Source organism: Bradyrhizobium sp. T-1 (assembly GCF_053592855.1).
The window spans coordinates 5982771-6004934 of sequence record NZ_CM132115.1; the positions used below are offsets into that span (position 1 = coordinate 5982771).

The window sequence follows — 22164 nt, forward strand, 5'->3', positions numbered from 1 at the left end:
AGCAATGGGGATAATTCGATGAAGATGTTTCGCCTGGCCGCAACGGCGGCTGCATTCCTGCTGTCGCTTGGGGCCGTCCAGGCGCAAACCACGCTGCGCATCGGCCTCGCTGAGGATCCCGATATCCTCGATCCCTCGATGGCACGCACCTATGTCGGCCGCATCGTGTTCGCTGCGTTCTGCGACAAGCTGTTCGACATCGACGAGAAGCTCAACATCGTGCCGCAGCTCGCGCTGTCGAGCGAAACGGTCGACGATGGCAAGGGCCTCGTCATCAAGCTCCGGCCTGGCGTGAAATTCCACGATGGCGAGCCGTTCGATGCGGAAGCCGCCAAATTCTCGCTTGAGCGCCACCTGACCCTCCCCGGCTCGTTTCGCAAGCCGGAGCTCGCCTCGGTCGACCACGTCGATGTCGTCGATCCCCTCACCATCAAGCTCGTGTTGAAGTCGCCGTTCTCGCCGCTGCTCGCCCAGCTTACGGACCGCGCTGGAATGATGATGTCGCCGAAGGCCGCGAAGGCAGCCGGCGACAAGTTCGGCCTGCATCCGGTTTGCGCCGGCCCCTACAAATTCGTCGAACGCGTGCAGCAGGACCGCATCGTGTTCGAGAAGTTCGCGGACTACTGGAACAAGGACAACGTTTTCATCGACCGGATCGTATTCCAACCAATCGTCGATGCGACGGTGCGGCTGGCGAACCTCAAATCCGGCGGCCTCGATCTGATCGAGCGCGTGCTCGCCACCGACCTCAAGGAGGTGCGCGCGGATTCACGGCTGAAGGTCGCGACTGCCATCGAGCTCGGTTATCAGGGCATCACGCTCAACATCGGCAAGGACAAGGCCAAGGGGCCGCTGAGCCAGTCCGCTAAGGTACGGCAGGCGCTCGACCTTGCGATCGACCGCGAAGCGATCAACCAGGTCGTGTTCAACGGCGAGTTCCAGGTCGGCAATCAATGGGTCAACCCCGATCATCCCTACTATCAGAAGAGCCTGCCGGTGCGTGCCCGTGACGTGGAGAAAGCCAAGGCCCTGCTGAAAGAAGCCGGCGTGACGCCGCCGGTCAGTGTCGATTTCCTGGTGCCGAAGGGTGCCGAGACCGAGACGCCGGCGCAGGTGATCCAGTCGATGGCGGCAGAAGCCGGCTTCGACATGAAGATCCGCGTGACTGAATTCGCGACCGGCCTCAAGCAGGCCGAGGCCGGCGACTACCAGGCCTATATGCTGGCCTGGAGCGGCCGCGTCGATCCTGATGGCAACACCTTCATCTTCCTGCACAGCCGCGCTCCCCAGAACTACGGCGACTGGAATAATGCGCAGGCCGACAAGGCGCTGGAGGACGCCCGGCTCGTGACCGACTTCGCCAAGCGCAAGGCCAGCTATGAAGTGCTGACGAAGCTGGTCCAGGATGAGGAGCCACTGCTTTATCTCTATCACCGCCGCATCATCATTGCGCACACGACCAGGCTCGAAGGTTACAAGCAGATGCCCGACGGCCTCGTGCGCGTCGTCGGTCTCAAGCTGAAGTGACGCTGCAGGGATGCTGAACTTCCTCGCCCGCCGGCTTGCGCAGATCGTACCGACACTGTTCTTCGTGTCGGTCCTGATCTTCTCGCTACAGCAATTGCTGCCGGGCGATCCCGCAATGGTGATGGCGGGCGAAGAGCGCGATCCGGCCGTGATCGAGCAAATCCGGCACCAGTACCGGCTCGATCAGCCCATCCCCGTGCAGTACGCCTACTGGATCAAGGGCGTTCTCTCAGGCGACTTCGGCGAATCCCTGCGCAACAAGATGCCGGTGCGCGAACTCATCGCGCAGAAGCTGCCGGTGACGCTCCAGCTCGGCGCAATGGCGATCATCATCGCGTTCCTGATCGGCATTCCTGCCGGCATCGTCGCGGCTGTGAAGAAAGGAACGGCCTGGGATTACGGCGCCAATTTCTTCGCGCTGTGGGGCATCTCGACGCCGAACTTCTGGCTCGGCATCATGCTGATCTTCCTGTTTTCGATCGAGCTCGGCTGGCTGCCGGCCTCCGGCTACGTGCCGCCGACGGAGAATTGGCGCGCGAGCCTGGCCGCCACCATCATGCCGGCCTTCGTGCTCGGCAACGCGATTGCCGCGGTCCTGATGCGGCACACGCGCAGCGCCATGCTCCAGGTGCTGGAAAGCGACTATGTCCGCACCGCGCGCGCCAAAGGACTCTGGGAGCGCTCGGTGATCCTCAAGCACGCCATGCGCAATGCGCTGACGCCGATCATCACGCTCGGCGCGCTCGAGCTGGGCACGCTGCTGTCGGGCGCCGTGCTGACCGAGCAGATCTTCTCCATTCCCGGTTTCGGCAAACTGATCGTCGATGCGGTCTTCAACCGCGACTACGCCGTCGTGCAGGGCGTGGTGCTGGTGACGGCGACGATCTACATTACACTCAACCTGATCGCCGACATTGCCTACATCCTCGTCAATCCCAGGCTGAGGGGCTAGGCCATGACCGACGCCGCCCTGTCCGGCCCTCTTGTGCAAGCCGACGAGCTGGACAGCCCGGCGCGCCGGGCGCGGCGCCGCCTGTTCAAGCGCAAGGCGGCCGTCGCGGGCCTTGTCGTGCTCACCGTCTTCATCCTGCTCGCGCTGCTCGCGCCCCTGATCGTGCCCTACGATCCCGTCGCGACGAGCTGGAGCCTGGTACGCAAGCCGCAGACCGCGCAGCACTGGTTCGGCACCGACGAGCTTGGCCGCGACATTCTGAGCCGTGTCGTCTATGGCGCGCGCGCCTCCCTGCTGGCAGGCCTCATCTCCGTTGCGATCGCGCTCGGCATCGGCGTGCCGCTCGGCCTCCTGGCTGGCTATCGCGGCGGATTCGTCGATGCGCTGATCAGCCGGATCACGGATGCGATGCTGGCCTGTCCGTTCCTGATCCTGGCCATCGCGCTGGCGGCATTTCTCGGTCCAAGCCTCGGCAATGCCATGATCGCGATCGGCATCTCGGCAACGCCGATCTTCATTCGTCTCACTCGCGGACAGGTGCTGAGCGTCAAGGCCGAGGACTATGTCGAGGCGGCCCGCGCCCTCGGCAATCCGCCGTGGCGGATCGCGGTCTCACACATCCTGCCCAATATCCTGCCCGCACTGCTGGTCCAGGCGACCTTGTCGATCGCGGCCGCCATCATCGCCGAGGCCGCGCTGTCGTTCCTCGGCCTCGGCCAGCAGCCGCCGGCGCCGTCCTGGGGCAGCATGCTCAACGCAGCCCAGCGCTTCCTGACCCAGGCGCCATGGATGGCGATCTGGCCGGGCCTCGCGATCTTCCTCGTAGTGTTGTCGTTGAACCTGCTCGGCGATGGCCTGCGCGACGCGCTGGACCCGCGCCAGCGTTAGATGACCGCCTCGCGCATCACGCGGCGGCAATCCATCTCGTATTCGAGATCGACCACCGGAGGACGCGCAAAATGCCAGGTCAGGCCCGACCGCAGTGCGCCGCGACGGACCAGCTCATCGACCAGCACGTGGTGGAAGTCGTGCACGGAATAAGCCTGCACGCCGGTCGTGTCCTTCCAGCCGAAGCCGAAGGCCGCCATCCGGCTCTCCATCTGCGACGTTGTCGTAAAGCGCACCTTCTCGCGCAGCCCCTCCGGGCTGAGGTCGCGGTATCGCACCGTACGCTCGACATAGGTCCCGCTGCCTTCGCGAGCCTCGGCACCGCCGGCGATCACGAAGGACGGCGCTTTCGTGCGCGTCGGACGCGTGAAGCAGAAGGCATAGAATGACGGCTCGGACGGCGGATCGATCTCCGGACAGACATTGCTGCGTGCCACCGGATTGGTGGTGCCGTCGAAGATGCCCCATTCGGACAGCGTCTTGACGTAATGCAGGTTGAATGCACGGAAACCTTCCTCACTGAAGGCGGCCGGTGAACGCAGCTCGCAGGCACAGAAGGCCGTCAGCGGACGTCCCGCCTCCTGGATAAACTTCGCCGCCAGCGCGAATCCCTCCGCAAGCGGCACGAGGCGGTCGAACCTGACGCGCTCGATCTCGTAGCCGTCATCGGCAGCAACACCCGCCGAATACTGGAATACGGATGGGATAAAACGGTAGTTACCGGCCGAGAATTCGCGCGTCATGTGGACTCCTATTCCAATTGCATGCGAATACCCTTGCCGCCGTTCAGCAGGCGCTTCAGGTGAAAGCCGGCGAGAGGATCATCGGCGTGCATGCCGACCAGCGCGGCAAAGGCCGGCATGGCGGCAGCATCGCCCGCTTCCATCTTGGCAAAGGCCTCGAAATATTGCGTCGTTGCAGGCGCCTCGAATTTTTCCTGCACCAGCGGCTCGAATGCGGGCAGCGGCTCGCTCCGTCCGCGCAGCACCAGTTCGCCGACGGGACGGCCCTGGAAATTCGCGGCTCGCTCCGCGATGCCAGCACTGACACAAATGCGGGTGCCGAGATGCTTGTTGGCAGCCTCCAGACGCGCCGCGGTGTTGATGGTGTCCCCATAGGCGGTGTAGTCGAAGAAACGGTTGCCCCCGAAATTGCCGACCAGTGCCGGTCCGGCATGAATGCCAATCCGGGTGGTGCCGAAATTCACGCCCTTGGCCTTCTGCCGCGCGCAAAAATCCTGCGCCCAGCGATCGAGATCGTGAGCGCAGGCGACCGCGCGCGTTGCATAATCGGGCTGATCACCGGGGGCATTGAACAGCACCTGGATTGCATCGCCGATGATCTTGGCGACCGTGCCCTCATGCGCAAACACCACTTCGGTCATGCCGCCGACATACTCGTTGAGCAGCTCTCCCAGAGTCTCGGGCGCCGCACTCTCGACCAGCGATGTGAAGCCGGTGATGTCGGTGAAAATCGTGGCGACCTCGCGCCATTGGACGGCGATCCCCTCGCCCTCCCCACTCGCCGCCAGACGCTTGGCGAGCTCGGGCGAGAAATGACGCGACAGCGCGGCATGCGCCCGCTCGGCTTCCATCTGGCGCCGCCGCACCTCGCGGAGCATCTCGATATGGCGCACGGTCTTCTGGATCGTGGTTTCCAGGTCGATGAAATCGATCGGCTTGGTCAGGAAGTCGAATGCGCCGCGGTTCATGGCGGTGCGGATGTTACTCATGTCGCCATAGGCGGAGACGATGATGGTCGACTTCTTGTCCTCGGCTTCCTGAAGCTTCGCGAGCAGCGAGAGCCCGTCCATCCGCGGCATGTTGATGTCGGAGACCACGAGGTCGACACGCGGATTCCGCTCGATCGATTCCAGCGCCTCGACGCCGTCGCGGGCGAAGATGAAGTTGACCAGCCCGTCGCGGATCTGCCTGCGGAATTTTTGCAGGATCAGCGCTTCCAGATCCGGCTCGTCATCCACGAAAAGAATGGTCGGGGTCATGCCGCCTGCTCGAGCCTGGTATCGATCTCCTGGCGCAGTTGCGTGAAGTCGATCGGCTTGGTGAGGAGCCCGGTGGCGCCGCCTTCGATCGCCTTCCGGCGCGTCTCGACGTCGCCATAGGCCGTAATCATGATGACGGGAACATTTGGATGGTCGGCGCGCACCTTGGGCAGCATGTCGAGCCCGCTCATGCCGGGCATGTTGATATCGGACAGGATCAGGATCAGCGCGGGATCGCGCACCTCAGCCGCGCGCTTGAGCGCGTCAAACGCCGAGATTGCAAACTCCATATGGAACCGGCCGGCGCGCAGATCGCGCCGGAACTGCTGCCGAAACAGCGCCTCGACATCGGGCTCGTCGTCGACGACCAGAATGTAAACGTTCAAGTGCTGCCTCCGGTTGTGCGTCCCACCGCCATGGTCCGAGGCAGCGTGATGATGAATTCGGTGAATACACCCGGCTCGGTGTTCACGTCGATCGTGCCACCATGCTGCTTCACGACGATGTCGTGGCTCATGGAGAGGCCGAGCCCGGTGCCCTCGCCGGCCGGCTTGGTGGTGAAGAAGGGATTGAACATCTTCTCCTTCACCTCCTGTGGAATACCCGTGCCGTTGTCGCGAATCCGGATTTCGACCCAGCCGCCGAGATTTTTCGTAGTGGCGCTCAGGGTTGGTTCGAAACCGTCCGGGGCACTCTCCTTGCGTTTCGCCGCCGCATAGAAGCCGTTCGAGATCAGATTGAGGAAGACCCGGGTGATCTCCTGCGGATAGACGTCGGCCATACCGGCAGTTGGATCGAGGTCGCGCTGGAGCGTCACGTTGAATGATGGCCTTTCGGCGCGTGCGCCGTGATAGGCCAGATTGAGGCTCTCCTCCACGATCCCGTTGATATCGCTGTGGCGATGCTCGCCGGAGCCCTCGCGCGAGTGCAGCAGCATGTTCCTGACGATGGAATCGGCGCGCTTGCCGTGCTGCACGACCTTCTCGAGATTACCCTTGAGCATGCCGGCCAGCTCGTCGACCTCTTCCTTCGTCTTGTCGTCGAGAGAAGCCGTGTGCAGGATCTCCCGGAGTTCGTCGATCAACTCGGTCGAGACCGAAGAGAAATTATTGACGAAGTTGAGCGGGTTCTTGATCTCGTGGGCGATTCCCGCCGTGAGCTGGCCGAGCGAGGCAAGCTTCTCGGTCTGCACGAGGCGATCCTGGGCGGCGCGCAGATCGTCGAGGGACCGCGACAGCTCTCTGGTGCGCTCCTGGACTTCCTCGAACAAGCGGACATTCTCAATCGCAATAAGAGCCTGATCCGCAAAGGTCGTGGCGAGCTCGATCTGTTTCTCGCTGAAGGGACGCACCACATGCCGCGTCAAGACGAAGACGCCGATGGGCGCCCCCTCTCGCAGCAAAGGGACACCCAGCATCGTACGCACATTGGAGCGTCTTCGCGCAGACGAAGGTGCATACTCCGGATCAGCCTGCACATCCGGAACATGAACCGTCTTGCAATCGAGCAAGGTGCGTCCGACGACGCTTCCCCGCTCCGGTACCGAAGCAAATGTCCGAAGCTTGTTCTCTTGCTCCACATCGAGACCGCAGCTTGCTGCCAGATAAAAGGCGCCATCGCGGGGCCGGAAGATCGTTCCTTCGTCCGCGTCGCACAGACGGGCCGCCGACCCGACCAGCGTGTCGAGCACGGTCTGCAGATCGAACGTCGAGCGGCTGATCACCTTCAACACATCGGCGGTTGCAGTCTGCTGCTGTAGGGCTTCCCGCAACTCTGCAGTCCGCTGCTCGACCTTGCTTTCGAGGTCGGCGTAGGATTCCTGCAGGCGCTCGCCCATGTGGTTGAACTGGTTTGCGAGCTCCTCGAGCTCGTCGCCGGTCTTGATCGAGATCTGCTGAGCGAAATCGCCGCCGCCGATGCGCATCGCGCCGCTACGCAGCGCTTGGATCGGGCCGACCATGCGGCGCGCGAGGAATATTCCAGCGAGCACCGCGAAGACGGAAGCCGCGAGCAGCACGATCGCAAGCCGCTCCAGCGAGGCATAGAGCGCCGCATAAGCTTCCTCGACCGGCAGTTCGACGAACATGGTCCAGCCGATCGGGGTGATCGGCGCGGACGCCGTCAGAACCTTCTGTCCCTGGATGTTGGTCGCTTCCTGCAAGGCGTCCGGCATGGCCCCGCCGCCGGCAAGCGCCGCGCGCACCTGTGCGAGTCCCGAAAGATCGGTGTTACGCAAGACCAGACTGATATCGGGATGCGCGATCAGGCGCCCCTCCGGGCCGACCACATAGGCATGTCCGTGCTCGCCGACCTTGATCTGGGACACGACATCCCAGATCAGCTTGAGATTGACCTCCGCAATGCTGACACCCGCATCCTTGCGCGCGCCGGCCTGCGCCAGCGTCATGTAGGGTTCCGACTCGCGACGAAAATAGACTGGCCCGTAATAGACCTTGTGCGCGACGGCTTCGGTGAACTTCGGATCGCTTGACAGGTCGACACCGCTGTCAATCGCGTCCATCGCCAGCCGCGAGACCCGCAGGCGCTCCCGACCGGTCGAATCCACCTGGGCAAGCTCGGTGATCGCGGGCACCTGACGCAGCAACCGCAGCGCGTCGAACCGGCGCGGCTCGATCGAGCCCGCCGACCACGGCAGTTGGGTCGTCCAGCCGAGCTGACTCTCGATCTCCTTGACGAACTGGCTGATCTTGGCGGCGGCGGCCTCGGCCTGCTCGTGCTGGACCCGGATCAGCGCGGCCTTGTGCTCGCGATAATAGAAGAAGACTTCAAACAGCCCATTGGCCAGCAGCGCAACGGCGACCACGGCCACGAACAGCGCGACATATTTGGTGAACAGCCGGGTCCTGATCCGCCGGCCCGCCTCGCCGGATACGACGCCGTCCCCGGCCGCGTGCGGCAGGGCCCTGGATTGCGGGGTGTCAGGATGGACGGAAATGCTCATTCCCCCAAGCCTAGCAAGAAGGCCGGACCTTGTCTCTCGCCGCAGCGCACAAGGCTACTCGATAACCTCGTCGGCAAGCGCCAGCATGGTCGGCGGAATTTCCAGCCCTGTCGCCTTGGCCGTCTTGAGATTGAGCACCAGGGGATAGCGGGTCGGCAACTCGAACGGCAGATCGCCGGGATTGGCCCCATTGAAGATGCGGGCGACCAGCGCAGCCGCCCGTTCGAACGACTCCGCGGAATCCGCGCCATAGGACATCAGGCCACCGTCACGGGCGAACTGGTCAAATTCATAGATCGCAGGCAGCTTTCGGACGGCCGCGAACTCGAAGACACGCTCGCGATTGAGAATGGTCAGCGCATCTGCCACCATCAGAATGCCGTCGGGCGGATCGTTGTTCATCACCGAAAAGGCTTCGTTGAAATCGTCGGGCTCGCGCACGCCAAGCGCCTGCACGGTCAGGCCGAGCGCCTGCGCCGCCTTGGCGGATGCCTGATAGCGCATGGTCATGCCGAGGTCGTCCTTGTTCCAGAGCATCGCGACCTTGGTCAGCTTCGGTGACACCTCCTTGAGCAACGACAGCCGCTTGGCGCTGAGTGTCGCGGCGACATCTGAAATTCCGGTGATCTTGCCGCCTGGATGCGCGAGGCTCTCGATCAGCCTGGTTTCGACGGGATCGCCGACGCCGCTGGCTGCGACGGTGGCGATGCCGGCCGCCTTGGCCGCCATCGCCGTCGGATAACCGATGACCACGATGACGTCGACGTTCTTGGCCTTCTGCTCCGCGATCAGAGCGGGCAACATCGCGACATCGCCGAGCGCGCCCCGCGCCTCAAAGGCGAGGTTCTGGCCGAGCCTGAAGCCGCGCTCTTCAAGCACCTTGATCAAGATCTTGCCGCCCCGGCTCTCGGCCGTCACCGGCGCGATCGGCGTCACCGTGCCGAGCCGATAGATGCGGCCTGCCGTATCGGCCGACGCCATGTCCGGCCGCACAAGTGCCGCCCCGCCAAGCACTGCCAGAAATTCGCGTCTCTTCATCCGACGACCTGCCCAAACGTATCGGCTCCAGCCGTCATACTACCGGATATCGCACGACAAAAAAAAGCGGCAACAGCGATGACTGTTGCCGCTTCTCACGCAAATTGATCCTTGGTCAGGTCGGCCGCAGCACTTTGGCGTCGAGGTCGAGCTCGTTGACCTGCTTGTTCCGCTCGGAATCGGCGGCCGCACGATGGTCGGTCGCCAGCACGACATAGACCGCAGGCAGCACGAAGAGCGTGAACAGCGTGCCGATCGACATGCCGGCCACAACGACGAGACCGATCGAGAAGCGGCTGGCTGCACCGGCGCCGGACGCCGTCAGCAGCGGGATCAGGCCGGTGACCATCGCAGCCGTCGTCATCAGGATCGGCCGCAGGCGGATGCGGGCTGACATCTCGATGGCCGAACGGCGGTCGAGCCGCTCGTTGACCTGGAGCTCGTTGGCGAACTCCACCATCAGGATGCCGTGCTTGGTGATCAAGCCAACCAGGGTGAGCAGGCCGACCTGGGTGTAGATGTTCATGGTGGCAGCGCCGAAGAACAGCGGGATCAGCGCTCCCACGATCGCCATCGGCACCGAGATCATGATCACCAACGGGTCACGCAAGCTCTCGAACTGCGCGGCCAGCACCAGGAAGATGATGATCAGCGCGAACCCGAAGGTGATTGCGAGCTGATTGCCTTCCTGCACGTATTGCCTGGAGTCCGCGAGATAGTCGTGGCTGAAGCCCTGCGGCAGCTTCTTGGCCTCACCTTCGAGGAAGTCAACCGCGGCGCCGACGGTCACGCCGGGCATCGGCACGGCCGAGAACGTCGCCGAATTCAGCTGATTGTAGTGCGTCAGCGAGTTCGGGTCGGTCTTGGTCTTGACCGAGACCACGGTCGACAGCGGGAGTTGCTGTCCGGTGTTGGTCGTCACATAGTAGCCACCGAGCGATTCCGGCGAGAGACGCTCGCTGCGCGGCACCTGCGGGATCACCTGGTAGGACCGGCCTTCGAGATTGAAGCGGTTGATGTAGTTGCCGCCGAGCAGAATCGCGAGCGTGCTGCCGAGGTTCTGCATGTTGACGCCGAGATCCTGCGCCTTGGTGCGGTCGATCGTGACCTGCACGTTCGGCTGGTTGTAGGCGAGGTCGCTGTCGGAGACGATGAACATACCGCTCTTGCGAGCAGCGTCCTTCAGCTTCTCCATCTGCTCAAAGACCGTCTGGTAACCCGCGGTGGAGTTGATGACCATCTGCACCGGCAGACCACCCGGCCCCCCCGGCAGCGGCGGCAAGTTGAATGCAAAGGCCTGCACGCCCTCGATCTTGGAGAGCTCGGCCTGGACCAGCGGCTTCAGCGCGATCGACGACCGCTTGCGCTCCTCCCACGGCTTGAGCAGCATGCCGGCGATGCCGCCTTGCGGGCCGTTGATGCCGTTCAGCACGAAGCGCAAGTCGGTCTCGGGGAACTTCTGGAATTCCTTGTCGAGCTTGTCGCCGTAGAAATCGACATAGTCGATGTTGGCGTATTTCGGCGCCTTGGTCACCGCGAACACAATGCCCTGGTCTTCCTCAGGCGCCAGCTCCTTCGAGGTGTGCATATAGAGGAAGCCGACAAGCCCGAGGATCGTCACTGCGAACATGCCGGTGATCGCCTTGTAGTCGAGCGAACGATCGAGCCTGCGGCCGTACCAGCGCGTCAGCGCGCCGAACACTCTGTTGACGAGCTTGGCGAAGCGGCCCTCCTCGGTGTTCTTGAGGAGCACCGAGCACATCATCGGCGACAGCGTCAGCGCGATCACGCCTGATACAATCACCGAGCCGGCGAGCGTGAAGGCGAATTCGCGGAACAGCGAACCGGTGAGACCGCCGAGGAAGCCGATCGGGGCATACACCGCCGCGAGCGTGATGGTCATCGAGACGACGGGACCGACGATTTCGCGCGCGCCTTGGAGCGCGGCCTGGACAGGCGTTTTACCCTCCTCCAGATGGCGGTGGATGTTCTCCACCACCACGATGGCGTCGTCGACCACGAGGCCGATTGCGAGCACCATCGCGAGCAGGGTCAGCAGGTTGAAGCTGAAGCCCAGCGCCAGCATCAGGGTACAGACGCCGATCATCGACAGTGGGATGGTGACGACCGGAATGATGACCGAACGGAGCGAGGCCAGGAACAGGAAGATCACCACGATGACGATAATTACGGCTTCGCCCAGCGTCTTCTCCACCTCGTCGATCGAGGACTGGATGAACTTGGTCGAGTCGTAGGCGACCTTCATCTTCATCGACGGCGGCAGATTGCGCTCGAGCTCCGGGAACAGCGCCCGCACGCCCTTGACCAGCGTCAGCGGATTGCCTTGCGGCGTCGCGTTCACGCCAATGAAGATCGCATGCTCGCCGTTGAAGGCGACGCTCGCGTCGGTACTCTGCGCCGCAAGTTCGACCGTGGCGATATCCTCCATCCGGACGAAGCCACCGTCCTTGGCCTTGACGATCATCTTCCGGAACTGGTTGACGTCGGTCAGGCTGGTGTTCGTCGAGATGTTGGAAACGATCAGATATCCCTTGGTCTGTCCCGCCGCAGACTGGAAGTTGTTGGCCGTGATCGCAGACGCGACGTCCGCTGGCGATACATTGCGGCCGGCCATCTTCACGGGATCAAGCCAGAGCCGCATAGCAAAGGTCTGGCCGCCCAGAATGTCGGCCGAGGCTACGCCGTCGACAGTCGACAGCACCGGCTGCACGACGCGTGTCAGATAATCGGAGATCGCAGAACCCGACAGTTCCTCGGAGGAGAAACCGAGATACATCACGGCCGTCGTCTGCCCTGTGGTCTTGGTCACGATCGGGTCGTTCGATTCCTTCGGAATCAGATATTTGACCGAGTTCGTCTTGGCCAACACCTCGGTGAGCGCTTGGTTCGGATCGAAGTTCAGCTTGATGTAGACCTGGATTGTCGAGGTGCCGAGCACCGAGGACGAGGTCATATAGTCAACGCCTTCGGCGGAGGCGACGGCCTGCTCAATCGGGGTCGTGATGAAGCCCTGGATCAGGTCCGCGGACGCGCCGGGATAGACGGTCGTGATGTTGATGACCGTGTTCGACAGCTTCGGATACTGCCGGATCGGCAGCACCATCGCCGCGCGCAGCCCGATCAGCAGGATCAGCAGGCTGACAACGACCGACAGAACCGGACGCTTGATGAAAATATCAGTAAAGGCCATCGCGGCGATCTCGATTTCTATGTCTCAAGAAACGTGATCCGGCCAGGCCGGATCACGTGAGTGTATTTGTCAGTAGCGCGGCGGCTGCGCAGGGATCTGCGGAGCCGGGTCGGTCGAAATCGCGACAGCAGCGCCCGACTGCAGCTTGAGCTGGCCGACGGCGACGACCTTGTCGCCCACCTTCACGCCCTTGATGATTTCGACACGACCATTGACCCGATTGCCGGTCTGCACGAACGTGCGCACAGCATTCAGGCTGGTCTTGCCGTCCTCTCCCTTCTTCTCGGTGATCACGAACACCGAGTCGCCGTACAGCGTGTAGTCGACGGCCGTCTCCGGAACGGTGATCACGGCCGGCTTGTCCGGCATCACCACCGTGGTGCTCACGAACATGCCCGGCTTCAGGATCTTCTCCGGGTTCGCAATCGTCGCCTGCACGCGGATGTTGCGCGTGTCGGCCGCGATCTGCGGCTCAATGGTGGTGATCTTGCCGTCGAAAGTACGGCCCGGATAGGCGTCGACCTTCAGCCGTACCACCTGTCCGACCTTGAGGTTGGCCGAGTCCTTTTCCGTCACCGTGAAGTTCGCCCACAGCTCCGACAGATCGGTCAGCGAGACGATCGCCGTGCCGGCGGTGAGATATTGTCCGACCTCGACCTTGCGGACGCCGAGATCGCCGGAGAACGGTGCGCGTACCAGCTTCTGCGAGATCAGCGCTTCGGTCTTGGCGATGCCGGCCAGCGCCTGGTCATAGGCGGCCTGCGCGGAATCGACGGTCGCCTGCGGACCGAACTGGCGCGATGCCAGCTGCTTGGCGCGGTCGAGCGACAGCTGCGCAACCGTTGCCTGCGCCTTGTAGTTGGCGAGATCGCCCTGGTCCGGCGCGTCGAACAGCTGCACCAGCGGCGTACCGGCCTCAACATGGGCACCGGGCTCGAATTTGATCTCGGTGACGCGACCGTTAACATCAGCGCTGACGTCGACCTGATGCACGGCGACGAGGCTGCCGACTGCGGTCAGCAGGTTCGGCACGACCTCCGACTTCGCTTCCGCCGCGCTGACCGCGGTCGGCGGCGGCTTGTTGTTGGCGAAGAACTGCTTGATCATCTGGCCACGGAAAAAATTGAACCAGACGAGACCACCGACCAGCGCGCCCAGCAGCGTGCCGACGATGATGAACCACAGCACCGGCCGGACCGGGCGCTTGGGAGCCTTGCTATCGATCGGTTCGCCCGAAATCTTGTGTTCGGTTACGATGTTCATTGTCATGCGCTTTCTGCAATCGCCGTCTTGCCGGCACAAACGGCCTGATCGCGGCCCAGATGTGAAGCAATTGCGGCGTCGTTAAGTCCGATACCCCTCAGGAGAAACTCACAGAGCTGCCGCTCCAGATCGTTCGCCCTGCCGTAGGCAAGACAGGGCACGGCGGGCAGCCTGGTCAGCGCAGCGGTCATGACCGTATGATGCGCAAACCAGAACAGATTGAGCGGTTCACTGCCACAAGCCCTCGCATCGCCGGCCGCGACCGCGCGTTCGAGTGATGCGACAAAGATCGCTCCGATCAGCGTCTCGATCTTAGCATATAGCAATCGCGCGAATTCGCCGTCATCCAGATGACTGGTGGCCATCAGTCGCAGGCGTTGCGCCTCCTCCTGGTCGGGGCCGTCAGCAATCTGAAGGAAGTGCTCGACCATGCCGCGGATCAATTCGACCAGGGTGGCCGTCGACGGCTCGCGCTCGAGAAGTTCGATGAGCGCCGGGTCCGCCTCGCATTCGTCGCTGAGAATTTCGGCGTAAAGCGCCGCCTTGGACGGGAAATGCTTGAACAGCAGCGCTTCGGAAATGGCAGCGGCGGCCGCCACGCTCTTCGTCGTGGTGCCGTTATAGCCATGTCGGGCAAAGCAACGCTTGGCGGCTCCGAGGATCAGCTGACGCCTCAGGTCGCTCGTCATACGCAATGAGCTCATGCTGGTGAGTAAGCACTCACCCACGCCAAAGTCAAGCCGATTGCTGCGACGCAACTTAAGTGCGCGAGGGTCTGTTGAAAATTGGTCACAGATTACCGCTGGGAGCGAACGCCCCCAGGGAACCGCAGCAGGGTGGGCGTCAGATCGGCTGGAAGCCGAGGTCGCCCCGGATCCTGTTGACGATGTAGGTCCCATCCCGGCTTGGCAAAATCCGCTCGACGCTGGCGCTGTCGATCTTCACATTGGCAAAGCGCGGCCCCTCCGCGAGGTCGTGGACGGCCTTGGCGAAGGCCTCGACCTCGGCCAGGGTCGAGATCGCCCGGCTGTCCGCGATGCCGCAGGCCTTGGCGATGCCGACCAGGTCGGCGGCAGCCGAGGTGTGGCTGGTCTGGCCGCCGGTCTCGCCATAGGCCTCGTTGTCGAGCACCACGATTGAGAGATTGGAGGGCTTCTGGAGGGCGATGGTGGCGAGGCTGCCCATGCCCATCAGCATCTCGCCGTCACCGGTGATGACCAGCACCGGCAATTTGGGCTGCGCCAGCGCGAGGCCCAATCCGATCATGGCAGCGCCGCCCATGCCGCCCCAAAGATAAAAGTTGCGGGCATGATCGCCGGCAGCGGTGATGTCGTTGGTGGAGGCACCGAGGCCACCGATCGCAACCACGTCCTTGCGGTTCGCAAGCAGCGCGGACACCACCTGGCGGCGGTCGAGGAGATTGGCCTTGCTCATTTGGTGAAAACCTTGGCGCCGATCAGGCGCTGCGACAGCAGGACGGCGGTGGGCGTAAGCGCGTTGTAGGCTTGTGCCGCAGCCGCCTCCAACACCGCCGGCACTTCGGCCGCATGCGAGGCGCGCAGCGCCTTGACGCCGGACAGTTCGAGCACGCCTTGCGTGGTCGATCCCATCGGCACCTGCCACGGATTGAACTCGCCCCACTCGCCGCGCATGGTCACGAGCGTGAGGAACGGAAAGCGCAGGATCGGGATCAGCGACAGCATGTTGATGCAATTGCCGACACCGCTCGACTGCATCAGCAAGACACCACGCTGGCCGCCGGTCCAGGCGCCGGCAAGAAGCGCCACGCCCTCTTCCTCCGTCGTCAGCGGAATGCCGCGCATCGTGGATGAACCCAGCACGCGCTGGATCAGCTTGGAATGGCCGGCATCGGGCACGTAAGGCACCTGCCGCACGTCGAAACGCTGCAAGGTGGCGAAAACATCATCGGGCCAGCTCGGGGCCGTATCGGAAGCGTCAGCGCGCGCGTGCATTTTCCTGGTCCGGTCGGCTTGCAAATCAGGGCATGACTGTAGACGGTGACCGGCAAAGCTCGAAAGAGCGAAAACGGCATATCGGTTTCAACCGGTGAGTATGGCGCATGAACGCAGATGCGAAAGAACTGGCGGCCAATTTCGATCTGGCGAAGCTGACGAGCGAATTCTACGACGATCCCTACCCCACCTATCGTGCACTGCGGGAGAACGAGCCGGTCAAGCGCCTGCCGAGCGGCACCGTGTTCCTGACGCGCTACGACGACCTGGTCACCACCTACAAGAACACGAAATCGTTCAGCTCGGACAAGAAGCGCGAGTTCGCGCCGAAATATGGCGACACGCCGCTCTATGAACACCACACCACGAGTCTCGTGTTCAACGATCCGCCGGCGCACACCCGCGTGCGGCGCCTGATCATGGGCGCACTGTCGCCGCGGGCAATCGCGGGCATGGAGGGCGATATCGTCAAGCTGGTCGACGGCCTGCTCGACGCCATCGCCGCCACGGGCCATTGCGAATTGATCGAGGATTTCGCCGCCTCCATCCCGATCGAGGTGATCGGCAATCTGCTCGACGTGCCCCATGACGAACGCGGGCCGTTACGCGACTGGTCGCTGGCAATCCTTGGCGCGCTCGAGCCCGTCGTATCGCCTGATGTCGCCGCACGCGGCAACAAGGCCGTGACGGACTTTCTTGCCTATCTCGAGACGCTGATCGCCCGCCGCCGCGAAAAGCCGGGCAATCCCGACCGCGATGTACTGACGCGCCTGATCCAGGGCGAGGAGAACGGCGAGCGGCTGACCGAGAAGGAGCTGCTGCACAATTGCATCTTCCTGCTCAATGCCGGCCACGAGACCACGACCAATCTGATCGGCAACGGCCTCGTCGCGCTGCATCGAAACCCCGACCAGAAGCAGCGGCTCATCGACAATCCGGACCTGATCAAGACTGCCGTCGAGGAGATCCTGCGCTACGAAAGCTCGAACCAGCTCGGCAACCGCATGACCACGGAGCGGGTCGAGCTCGGCGGCGTCATGCTCGAAGCCGGCACGTCGGTGACGCTGTGCATCGGGGCTGCCAACCGCGACCCCGCGCAGTTTCCCGACCCCGAAAAATTCGACGTCGCACGCACGCCGAACCGGCATCTCGCGTTTGCCACGGGCGCGCATCAATGCGCCGGCATGGCGCTGGCGCGGCTCGAGGGCGCGATCGCGATCTCGCGTTTCCTGGCGCGCTTCCCGGATTATGCGGTGAGCGGCGAGCCGGTGCGCGGCGGGCGCGTGCGGTTTCGCGGCTTCCTGAGCGTCCCCTGCTCGATCGGCTGAGGCGTCATGAATATCGATCAACTGCGCGAACGCTGGGCCGATCCGGCCCTCACGGTGCTGACGGTGCTGCTGGTGATCATGATGTTCGTGATCTCGCCGCTGCAGGCGCTGGGGCTCTTTGCATTTCAGGTGTCCGAGCTCGTGCTGGCGCTGCTGCTGGTCTGCGGCATCTTCGTGATATCAGGCAGCCCGGTCGCGGTCATCGGCATGCTGATCGCGCTCGGCATGATCGTGACTGGCGCGATCCTGCGGCTCAAATCGCCGTCGATCCTCGACCTCAATCTGTTTGCCGGTTCCTGGTTCATCGTGGGAACGACGATGGCCTGGGCGGTGGCGCGCCAGACCTTCGCGCCGGGACGGGTGACTTACCATCGCGTGATCGGTGCCGTGCTGTTGTATCTGACGGTGGCCGTGATCTTTGCGGCGCTCTACACCTTCATCGGCTCGCTCGATCCGGTCGCCTTCGTCAGCATGAAGGTGGAGGACAGCCCGAGGCTCGCAAGCGAGGTCATCTATTTCAGCTTCGCAACCATGACCACGACCGGATATGGCGACGTCGCGCCCCTCCATCCCGTCGCCCGCAGCCTGTGCAATATGGAAGCCATCTTCGGCCAGCTCTATCCCGCGACGCTGCTGGCGCGCCTGGTCACGCTCGAGATCGAGCATCGCAGGCAGGACTCCTGAATCACCCCTGCCGACCCAAAAAGTCGAAAACAACCCCATGCACAGTAGAAGACGGGTCGGCGGGCAATCGCTTGTGAACCCGCCGAACCATTTGACGTGGCGGAGCAATCAGCGCCGAACGCGCCATCACCCGGCCGAGCCGCGCCTTCGGGCACGTGAAGGCTTCCGCACGGGCAGACGGATACCCACATCAGCTTGAGCGCGGCCGCCGCGATCGCTTGCCCCGGCGCGCCGCAGCAATGGAGTGACGACAGATGAGCTCGTCGGTCATTGATTTCGTCGCAACGGAAGCACGCTTTGGCGCCCATAATTACGAGCCGATCGGGGTCGTCCTGTCGCGCGGCGAAGGTGTCTGGGTCTGGGATACTGAAGGCAACCGTTACCTCGATTGCCTCTCGGCCTATTCGGCGGTCAGCCAGGGTCACTGTCACCCCAAGATCCTGGCGGCGATGGTCGAACAGGCGCACAGGTTGACGCTCACTTCGAGGGCCTTCCACAACGACCAGCTCGCCTTGTTCTACGAGGAGATCGCGGCGCTCACCGGTTCCCACAAGGTGCTGCCAATGAACAGCGGCGCAGAGGCGGTCGAAAGCGCGATCAAATCGGTCCGCAAATGGGGCTATGAGGTGAAGGGCGTGCCGGACGGCCAAGCCGAAATCATCGTCTGCGCCAACAATTTCCACGGACGCACATTGGGCATCGTCGGCTTCTCGACCGACCCCGAGACACGAATGCATTTCGGGCCGTTCGCGCCCGGCTTCAAGATCATCCCGTTCGGCGACGCCACCGCGCTGGAGGAGGCAATCACCCCAAACACTGTCGCCTTTCTGGTCGAGCCGATCCAGGGCGAAGCCGGTGTCATCATTCCTCCAGCCGGCTATTTCACGAAAGTGCGGGAGCTCTGCACCGCCAACAACGTGATGCTGGTGCTCGACGAGATCCAGACCGGGCTCGGCCGCACCGGCAAGCTGCTGGCCGAACAACACGAAGGCATAGAGGCGGACGTGACGCTGCTCGGCAAGGCCCTGTCCGGCGGCTTCTATCCGGTGTCGGCCGTGCTCTCGAACAACGACGTGCTCGGGACTTTGCGACCCGGCCAGCATGGTTCGACCTTCGGCGGCAACCCGCTTGCGTGCGCGGTGGCGCGCGCGGCGATGCGCGTGCTGGTCGAGGACGGCATGATCGAGAACGCGGCCAGGCAGGGCGCACGCTTTCTGCAAGGCCTGAAGGACATTCGTGCCAACACGATCCGCGAGGTGCGCGGGCGCGGCTTGATGCTGGCGGTCGAGCTGCATCCCGAGGCCGGGCGCGCCCGCCGCTACTGCGAGGCGCTCCAGGGCAAGGGCATCCTCGCCAAGGATACCCATGAGCACACGATCCGCATCGCCCCGCCGCTGGTGATCACCAGCGACCAGGTCGACTGGGCGCTGGAGCGGTTCGCCGCGACCCTGACGCAGGATTTCTCCTGAGGCTGCCTGCGTCGGAAGATCGCAATGCCGGCTGCGGCCGACAACGAACCATTCCGCCGCCTGTGCGTTGAAAATCGTGGGCGATTACGAGCTGGGAGCGACGATCATGCTTCCGCGTGGCCTTGGCCTGACGGCCGTCTTGGTTGGTGTCTCGATGCTGGCGACGGGCGTCGGCGCGTTTGCCCAAGGACCCGGCCAGGGACATGGAAGGGGCGGGCCAGCCGCAGCGCCGGCAGCACGGCCGGCACCACCACCGGCCATGGCCCGTCCGGCAGCCCCACCGCCGATGGCGCGTCCCGCCGCGCCAGCATTCCATCCCCCGGCCATGCCGCAGCGGCCGGCCATGGCGCCACATCCCGCGCCGCATATTGCCTCGCCGCCACCGCGTCCGCCCCCGCATTTCGCTGCCCCGCCGCCGCGGACGGCGCCGCACATAGCGGCGCCGCAGCCCGAATTCCATCGAGCGCCCGCGGCGCCGCAACGCCCGGCCATGGCGCCGCGGCCGACGCCGCATATCGCCGCCCCCTCACGCCCAGGCGCACCGCCGGCCGTGAGCGAGCGGCTGTCGCGACGGGAGCAGATTGAACAGCGCACGCAACAGCATCAGCAGCAGATCCAGCAGCACCAGCAGATGGTGCTGCAGCGGCAGCGCGAGATATTGTCGCGCCAGACGACAGAGCGCAAGACCCGCATCGATCGGCTCCAGCAGCGCGTGCAGCAATTGCAGTCGCAGAAGCCGGACGGCGCGCGGGCGCAACGCGAGCAGCAACGGATGCTCCAGACGCAAAACCGCTTGCTTGGCCGTGAGCAGCGCGCGCAGCAACTTGACCTGGCGCGCCAGCAGCGGCTTGGACTCCAGGCTCCGGCCGGCCGCGTCTCAGCTACTGCGGCGGCCGCGCAGGCCGCCGAGCGCGGACGGTTTGCCGCGCGCTTCCGCGAGCAGCCCAATCCGCAGACTCAGGCGGCCCTTGTGGCTCGCCAGAGCGGCTGGGCCCCCCGGCAGGCCTGGCGACACCGCCATCCCGCGGTGTTCGTGGCGTGGCTTGGGCCCGTGTTCTGGCCTTACGCCTATTCCGACATCTTTGACTACACGTTCTGGTCCTATGCTTACGAACCCGGCTATTGGGCATACGCTTATGACGACTTCGTCGACACCGTGTTCTGGGGCGGTGACGGCCCGTATGCGGCCTATGCCAGCACCAACCCATACGACTATCCGCAAGCCGGCGGCGGTGGCCGCGCGCGCCCGCGCGCCAGCGTCAACCCACAAACGCTCCAGCAATTGTGCGGCACGCCGGACAAGGGCGTGACCGCTTGGCCGTTTGCCGATATCACGCGAGCCGTGCGGCCGACGCCGGAGCAACGTACCCTGCTCGACGAGCTGAAGACCGCGGCAGCCAACGCGGCCGGTGTGTTCAAGGACTCCTGCGCCGAGACTTATGCGCTGACTCCGCCTGGCCGCTTGCGCGCGATGATGAACCGCATCAACGCGACGCTGGAAGCCGTCAAGATCGTGCGACCGGCCCTGGAGAATTTCTACAACTCGCTCAATGACGAACAGCAGGCGCGCTTCAACACGCTCGGCCCGAATGTCGGCGACCGCACGCCGCTGCAGCAGGAAGTTAGCAGCGAAGGCTGCGCCGATCCGAAGTCCAGCCTGACCCAGTTGCCGATCCAAAGGATCGAGGCAGTGCTCCACCCCGCCGGTAAGCAGAAGGAGGCCCTCGACCGCCTCGGCGAAGCGACTGCCAAGGGCGTTGAGGGACTACAGGCGGCCTGTCCGAACGATGCACCGCTGACGCCGGTCGGACGGCTGGAGACGATGCAGCGCCGGCTCGAGGCCATGCTGTCGACCGCCAAGCTGGTCGAACCCGCCCTGGACGAGTTCTTCGCCACGCTGAGCAGCGAGCAGAAGGCGCGTTTCAACACGCTGCAACAGGTCGCAAGCCCGTGAGGGCGTCGCGTTCTCTCGTCGCGATGAGCGCAGCGGTCGACCGGCGCGGGATGACGCAATTGCAATTATTCTGCTCAAAAGTCGACGAGGCATGTCACCGCCACGGCTTCTGTGAGAGTGCAGTGGCGCAAACGCAAACGACTGCCTCGTATCTGACCTCACGCGGAAATCGTCTTCGGCCCAACATCATTCGTGTTTGCGATCTCTTGAGGCTGCTCTGCCTCATTCGCGCCAATGGCGTTGCATTGCTGGAAGTATGAAGACAGCTCAGACTCGGCCAGATGATCCCAGTATTCCGCTTCTGCGAGCAGCTTCCATTTGTTCATGCTGTTGTATGCGGCCTGTTGGCGGCACAGTGAGCTCATCGCACGCAGGCGTCGCACTTTCTCCACTGCGGACCTCCCTTCGCACTTGCTTGCCTGCAAGCGCATTTGTGTTTTCACAGCTTCGCAGATCGAATTGACGAGCGATAGCCCGGTGTTTGACGGTGCCTTTCGCTGATAGCGCAATCGTCTTACTTTTCCTCGCGTCGTCGAAAGATCGCCGAAATAGATCTCGCCTCGTCCTTCGGCAGAGCTCGCCGACCTTGCCACGCCGATCACAACAATGGCCCCGACGATTGCGCGTCGGGGCCATTCGAGATCGACAGGCATGGGTACATCCGCCGCGCCTGCCGATCATTGATGTCACCGATCACCACATCCAATCCGGCACAGAGTGTGACGAGGCTGCGGCATCGAGATGATGATATTCTGCCTGGGAACTGATGACCGTCCACCTCATCATTGGTGGTACTCCGACCGGCTAGCCGCTTCGTCTGCTAGTGGGGTCGGTCGGCCGCCAAGTCGGTCGCCCCGCCCCGGACCAGTTCTGCAGAAGGCGCGCTGCAACAGGTCGCAAGCCCGCAGGGCAG

At 63.6% G+C, this 22164-nt stretch carries 18 protein-coding genes; 7 read left to right on the plus strand and 11 right to left on the minus strand.

The features are described 5' to 3' along the window. Positions 1–18: 18 nt before the first annotated feature. Genes ACWAT4_RS28755 through ACWAT4_RS28765 form a run of 3 tightly spaced genes read left to right on the plus strand, consistent with a single transcriptional unit; the run spans position 19 to position 3367 of the window. Positions 19–1527, plus strand: coding sequence for an ABC transporter substrate-binding protein (locus ACWAT4_RS28755; RefSeq protein ID WP_212424934.1), 1509 nt, complete (start codon positions 19–21; stop codon positions 1525–1527). A gap of 10 nt (positions 1528–1537) precedes the next feature. Beyond that, entirely contained in the window at positions 1538–2479 is a 942-nt protein-coding gene (locus ACWAT4_RS28760) for an ABC transporter permease (protein WP_212424933.1), read from the plus strand. 3 nt (positions 2480–2482) lie between these two features. After that, complete coding sequence (locus ACWAT4_RS28765; protein ID WP_212424932.1) at positions 2483–3367, plus strand: ABC transporter permease; 885 nt, start codon at positions 2483–2485, stop codon at positions 3365–3367. Here the strand turns inward: ACWAT4_RS28765 and cnbZ are convergent. The 10 genes from cnbZ to ACWAT4_RS28815 form a co-directional block, all read right to left on the minus strand. Next, a complete protein-coding gene (cnbZ, locus tag ACWAT4_RS28770) occupies positions 3364–4110 on the minus strand; it encodes a 2-amino-5-chloromuconate deaminase CnbZ (protein ID WP_212424931.1) in 747 nt (248 codons plus the stop codon). The two genes, ACWAT4_RS28765 and cnbZ, sit on opposite strands and share 4 nt — an antisense overlap. 8 nt (positions 4111–4118) lie before the next feature. Beyond that, positions 4119–5369 (minus strand): adenylate/guanylate cyclase domain-containing protein, encoded by a 1251-nt coding sequence (locus ACWAT4_RS28775; protein WP_212424930.1) that lies wholly within the window; start codon positions 5367–5369, stop codon positions 4119–4121. After that, on the minus strand, positions 5366–5755 hold the full coding sequence (locus ACWAT4_RS28780; protein ID WP_212297942.1) for a response regulator: 390 nt from the start codon (positions 5753–5755) through the stop codon (positions 5366–5368). Before ACWAT4_RS28780 ends, ACWAT4_RS28775 begins: the two co-directional genes overlap by 4 nt. Further along, the gene (locus tag ACWAT4_RS28785) at positions 5752–8331 is read right to left on the minus strand and encodes an ATP-binding protein (protein ID WP_449728654.1); all 2580 of its coding nucleotides are present in this window, start codon (positions 8329–8331) and stop codon (positions 5752–5754) included. Before ACWAT4_RS28785 ends, ACWAT4_RS28780 begins: the two co-directional genes overlap by 4 nt. 54 nt (positions 8332–8385) lie before the next feature. Further along, on the minus strand, positions 8386–9369 hold the full coding sequence (locus tag ACWAT4_RS28790) for an ABC transporter substrate-binding protein (protein WP_212297940.1): 984 nt from the start codon (positions 9367–9369) through the stop codon (positions 8386–8388). 115 nt (positions 9370–9484) lie between these two features. Beyond that, positions 9485–12580 (minus strand): MexW/MexI family multidrug efflux RND transporter permease subunit, encoded by a 3096-nt coding sequence (locus ACWAT4_RS28795; protein WP_212424927.1) that lies wholly within the window; start codon positions 12578–12580, stop codon positions 9485–9487. A gap of 69 nt (positions 12581–12649) precedes the next feature. Beyond that, entirely contained in the window at positions 12650–13843 is a 1194-nt protein-coding gene (locus tag ACWAT4_RS28800; RefSeq protein ID WP_449731277.1) for an efflux RND transporter periplasmic adaptor subunit, read from the minus strand. A 2-nt stretch (positions 13844–13845) separates the two neighbouring features. Continuing rightward, positions 13846–14547, minus strand: coding sequence for a TetR/AcrR family transcriptional regulator (locus ACWAT4_RS28805; RefSeq protein WP_212298067.1), 702 nt, complete (start codon positions 14545–14547; stop codon positions 13846–13848). 139 nt (positions 14548–14686) lie between these two features. Beyond that, positions 14687–15277 carry a thiamine pyrophosphate-dependent enzyme gene (locus tag ACWAT4_RS28810; protein WP_449728655.1) on the minus strand — a complete coding sequence of 197 codons (591 nt, stop codon included), beginning with the start codon at positions 15275–15277 and terminating at the stop codon, positions 14687–14689. Then, positions 15274–15816 (minus strand): phosphonopyruvate decarboxylase, encoded by a 543-nt coding sequence (locus tag ACWAT4_RS28815; RefSeq protein ID WP_212424925.1) that lies wholly within the window; start codon positions 15814–15816, stop codon positions 15274–15276. The genes ACWAT4_RS28810 and ACWAT4_RS28815 overlap by 4 nt, the downstream gene beginning before the upstream one ends. 107 nt (positions 15817–15923) lie before the next feature. On the opposite strand from ACWAT4_RS28815, the gene ACWAT4_RS28820 reads away from it, so the two are divergent. From ACWAT4_RS28820 to ACWAT4_RS28835, 4 genes are all read left to right on the plus strand, one after another. After that, positions 15924–17144, plus strand: a complete 1221-nt coding sequence (locus ACWAT4_RS28820; protein WP_212297936.1) for a cytochrome P450 — start codon at positions 15924–15926, stop codon at positions 17142–17144. 6 nt (positions 17145–17150) lie between these two features. Next, a complete protein-coding gene (locus ACWAT4_RS28825) occupies positions 17151–17828 on the plus strand; it encodes a potassium channel family protein (RefSeq protein ID WP_212424923.1) in 678 nt (225 codons plus the stop codon). Between the two features lie 254 nt (positions 17829–18082). Next, positions 18083–19297, plus strand: a complete 1215-nt coding sequence (rocD, locus tag ACWAT4_RS28830; protein ID WP_449728656.1) for an ornithine--oxo-acid transaminase — start codon at positions 18083–18085, stop codon at positions 19295–19297. Between the two features lie 106 nt (positions 19298–19403). Continuing rightward, a complete protein-coding gene (locus ACWAT4_RS28835; RefSeq protein ID WP_449728657.1) occupies positions 19404–21251 on the plus strand; it encodes a Spy/CpxP family protein refolding chaperone in 1848 nt (615 codons plus the stop codon). A gap of 158 nt (positions 21252–21409) precedes the next feature. On the opposite strand, the gene ACWAT4_RS28840 is transcribed toward ACWAT4_RS28835, so the two are convergent. After that, positions 21410–21904: a hypothetical protein gene (locus tag ACWAT4_RS28840; protein ID WP_449728658.1), complete on the minus strand. Its 495-nt coding sequence runs from the start codon at positions 21902–21904 to the stop codon at positions 21410–21412. Positions 21905–22164: the final 260 nt, after the last annotated feature.

Excerpts from the sequence above, each read along its gene's own strand:
- ACWAT4_RS28755 (WP_212424934.1), top strand. The coding sequence starts at position 19 with ATGAAGATGTTTCGCCTGGCCGCAACGGCGGCTGCATTCCTGCTGTCG.
- ACWAT4_RS28760 (WP_212424933.1), top strand. The coding sequence starts at position 1,538 with ATGCTGAACTTCCTCGCCCGCCGGCTTGCGCAGATCGTACCGACACTG.
- ACWAT4_RS28765 (WP_212424932.1), top strand. The coding sequence starts at position 2,483 with ATGACCGACGCCGCCCTGTCCGGCCCTCTTGTGCAAGCCGACGAGCTG.
- cnbZ (WP_212424931.1), bottom strand. The coding sequence starts at position 4,110 with ATGACGCGCGAATTCTCGGCCGGTAACTACCGTTTTATCCCATCCGTA.
- ACWAT4_RS28775 (WP_212424930.1), bottom strand. The coding sequence starts at position 5,369 with ATGACCCCGACCATTCTTTTCGTGGATGACGAGCCGGATCTGGAAGCG.
- ACWAT4_RS28785 (WP_449728654.1), bottom strand. The coding sequence starts at position 8,331 with ATGAGCATTTCCGTCCATCCTGACACCCCGCAATCCAGGGCCCTGCCG.
- ACWAT4_RS28790 (WP_212297940.1), bottom strand. The coding sequence starts at position 9,369 with ATGAAGAGACGCGAATTTCTGGCAGTGCTTGGCGGGGCGGCACTTGTG.
- ACWAT4_RS28795 (WP_212424927.1), bottom strand. The coding sequence starts at position 12,580 with ATGGCCTTTACTGATATTTTCATCAAGCGTCCGGTTCTGTCGGTCGTT.
- ACWAT4_RS28800 (WP_449731277.1), bottom strand. The coding sequence starts at position 13,843 with ATGAACATCGTAACCGAACACAAGATTTCGGGCGAACCGATCGATAGC.
- ACWAT4_RS28805 (WP_212298067.1), bottom strand. The coding sequence starts at position 14,547 with ATGAGCTCATTGCGTATGACGAGCGACCTGAGGCGTCAGCTGATCCTC.
- ACWAT4_RS28810 (WP_449728655.1), bottom strand. The coding sequence starts at position 15,277 with ATGAGCAAGGCCAATCTCCTCGACCGCCGCCAGGTGGTGTCCGCGCTG.
- ACWAT4_RS28815 (WP_212424925.1), bottom strand. The coding sequence starts at position 15,816 with ATGCACGCGCGCGCTGACGCTTCCGATACGGCCCCGAGCTGGCCCGAT.
- ACWAT4_RS28820 (WP_212297936.1), top strand. The coding sequence starts at position 15,924 with ATGAACGCAGATGCGAAAGAACTGGCGGCCAATTTCGATCTGGCGAAG.
- ACWAT4_RS28825 (WP_212424923.1), top strand. The coding sequence starts at position 17,151 with ATGAATATCGATCAACTGCGCGAACGCTGGGCCGATCCGGCCCTCACG.
- rocD (WP_449728656.1), top strand. The coding sequence starts at position 18,083 with ATGAGCTCGTCGGTCATTGATTTCGTCGCAACGGAAGCACGCTTTGGC.
- ACWAT4_RS28835 (WP_449728657.1), top strand. The coding sequence starts at position 19,404 with ATGCTTCCGCGTGGCCTTGGCCTGACGGCCGTCTTGGTTGGTGTCTCG.
- ACWAT4_RS28840 (WP_449728658.1), bottom strand. The coding sequence starts at position 21,904 with ATGCCTGTCGATCTCGAATGGCCCCGACGCGCAATCGTCGGGGCCATT.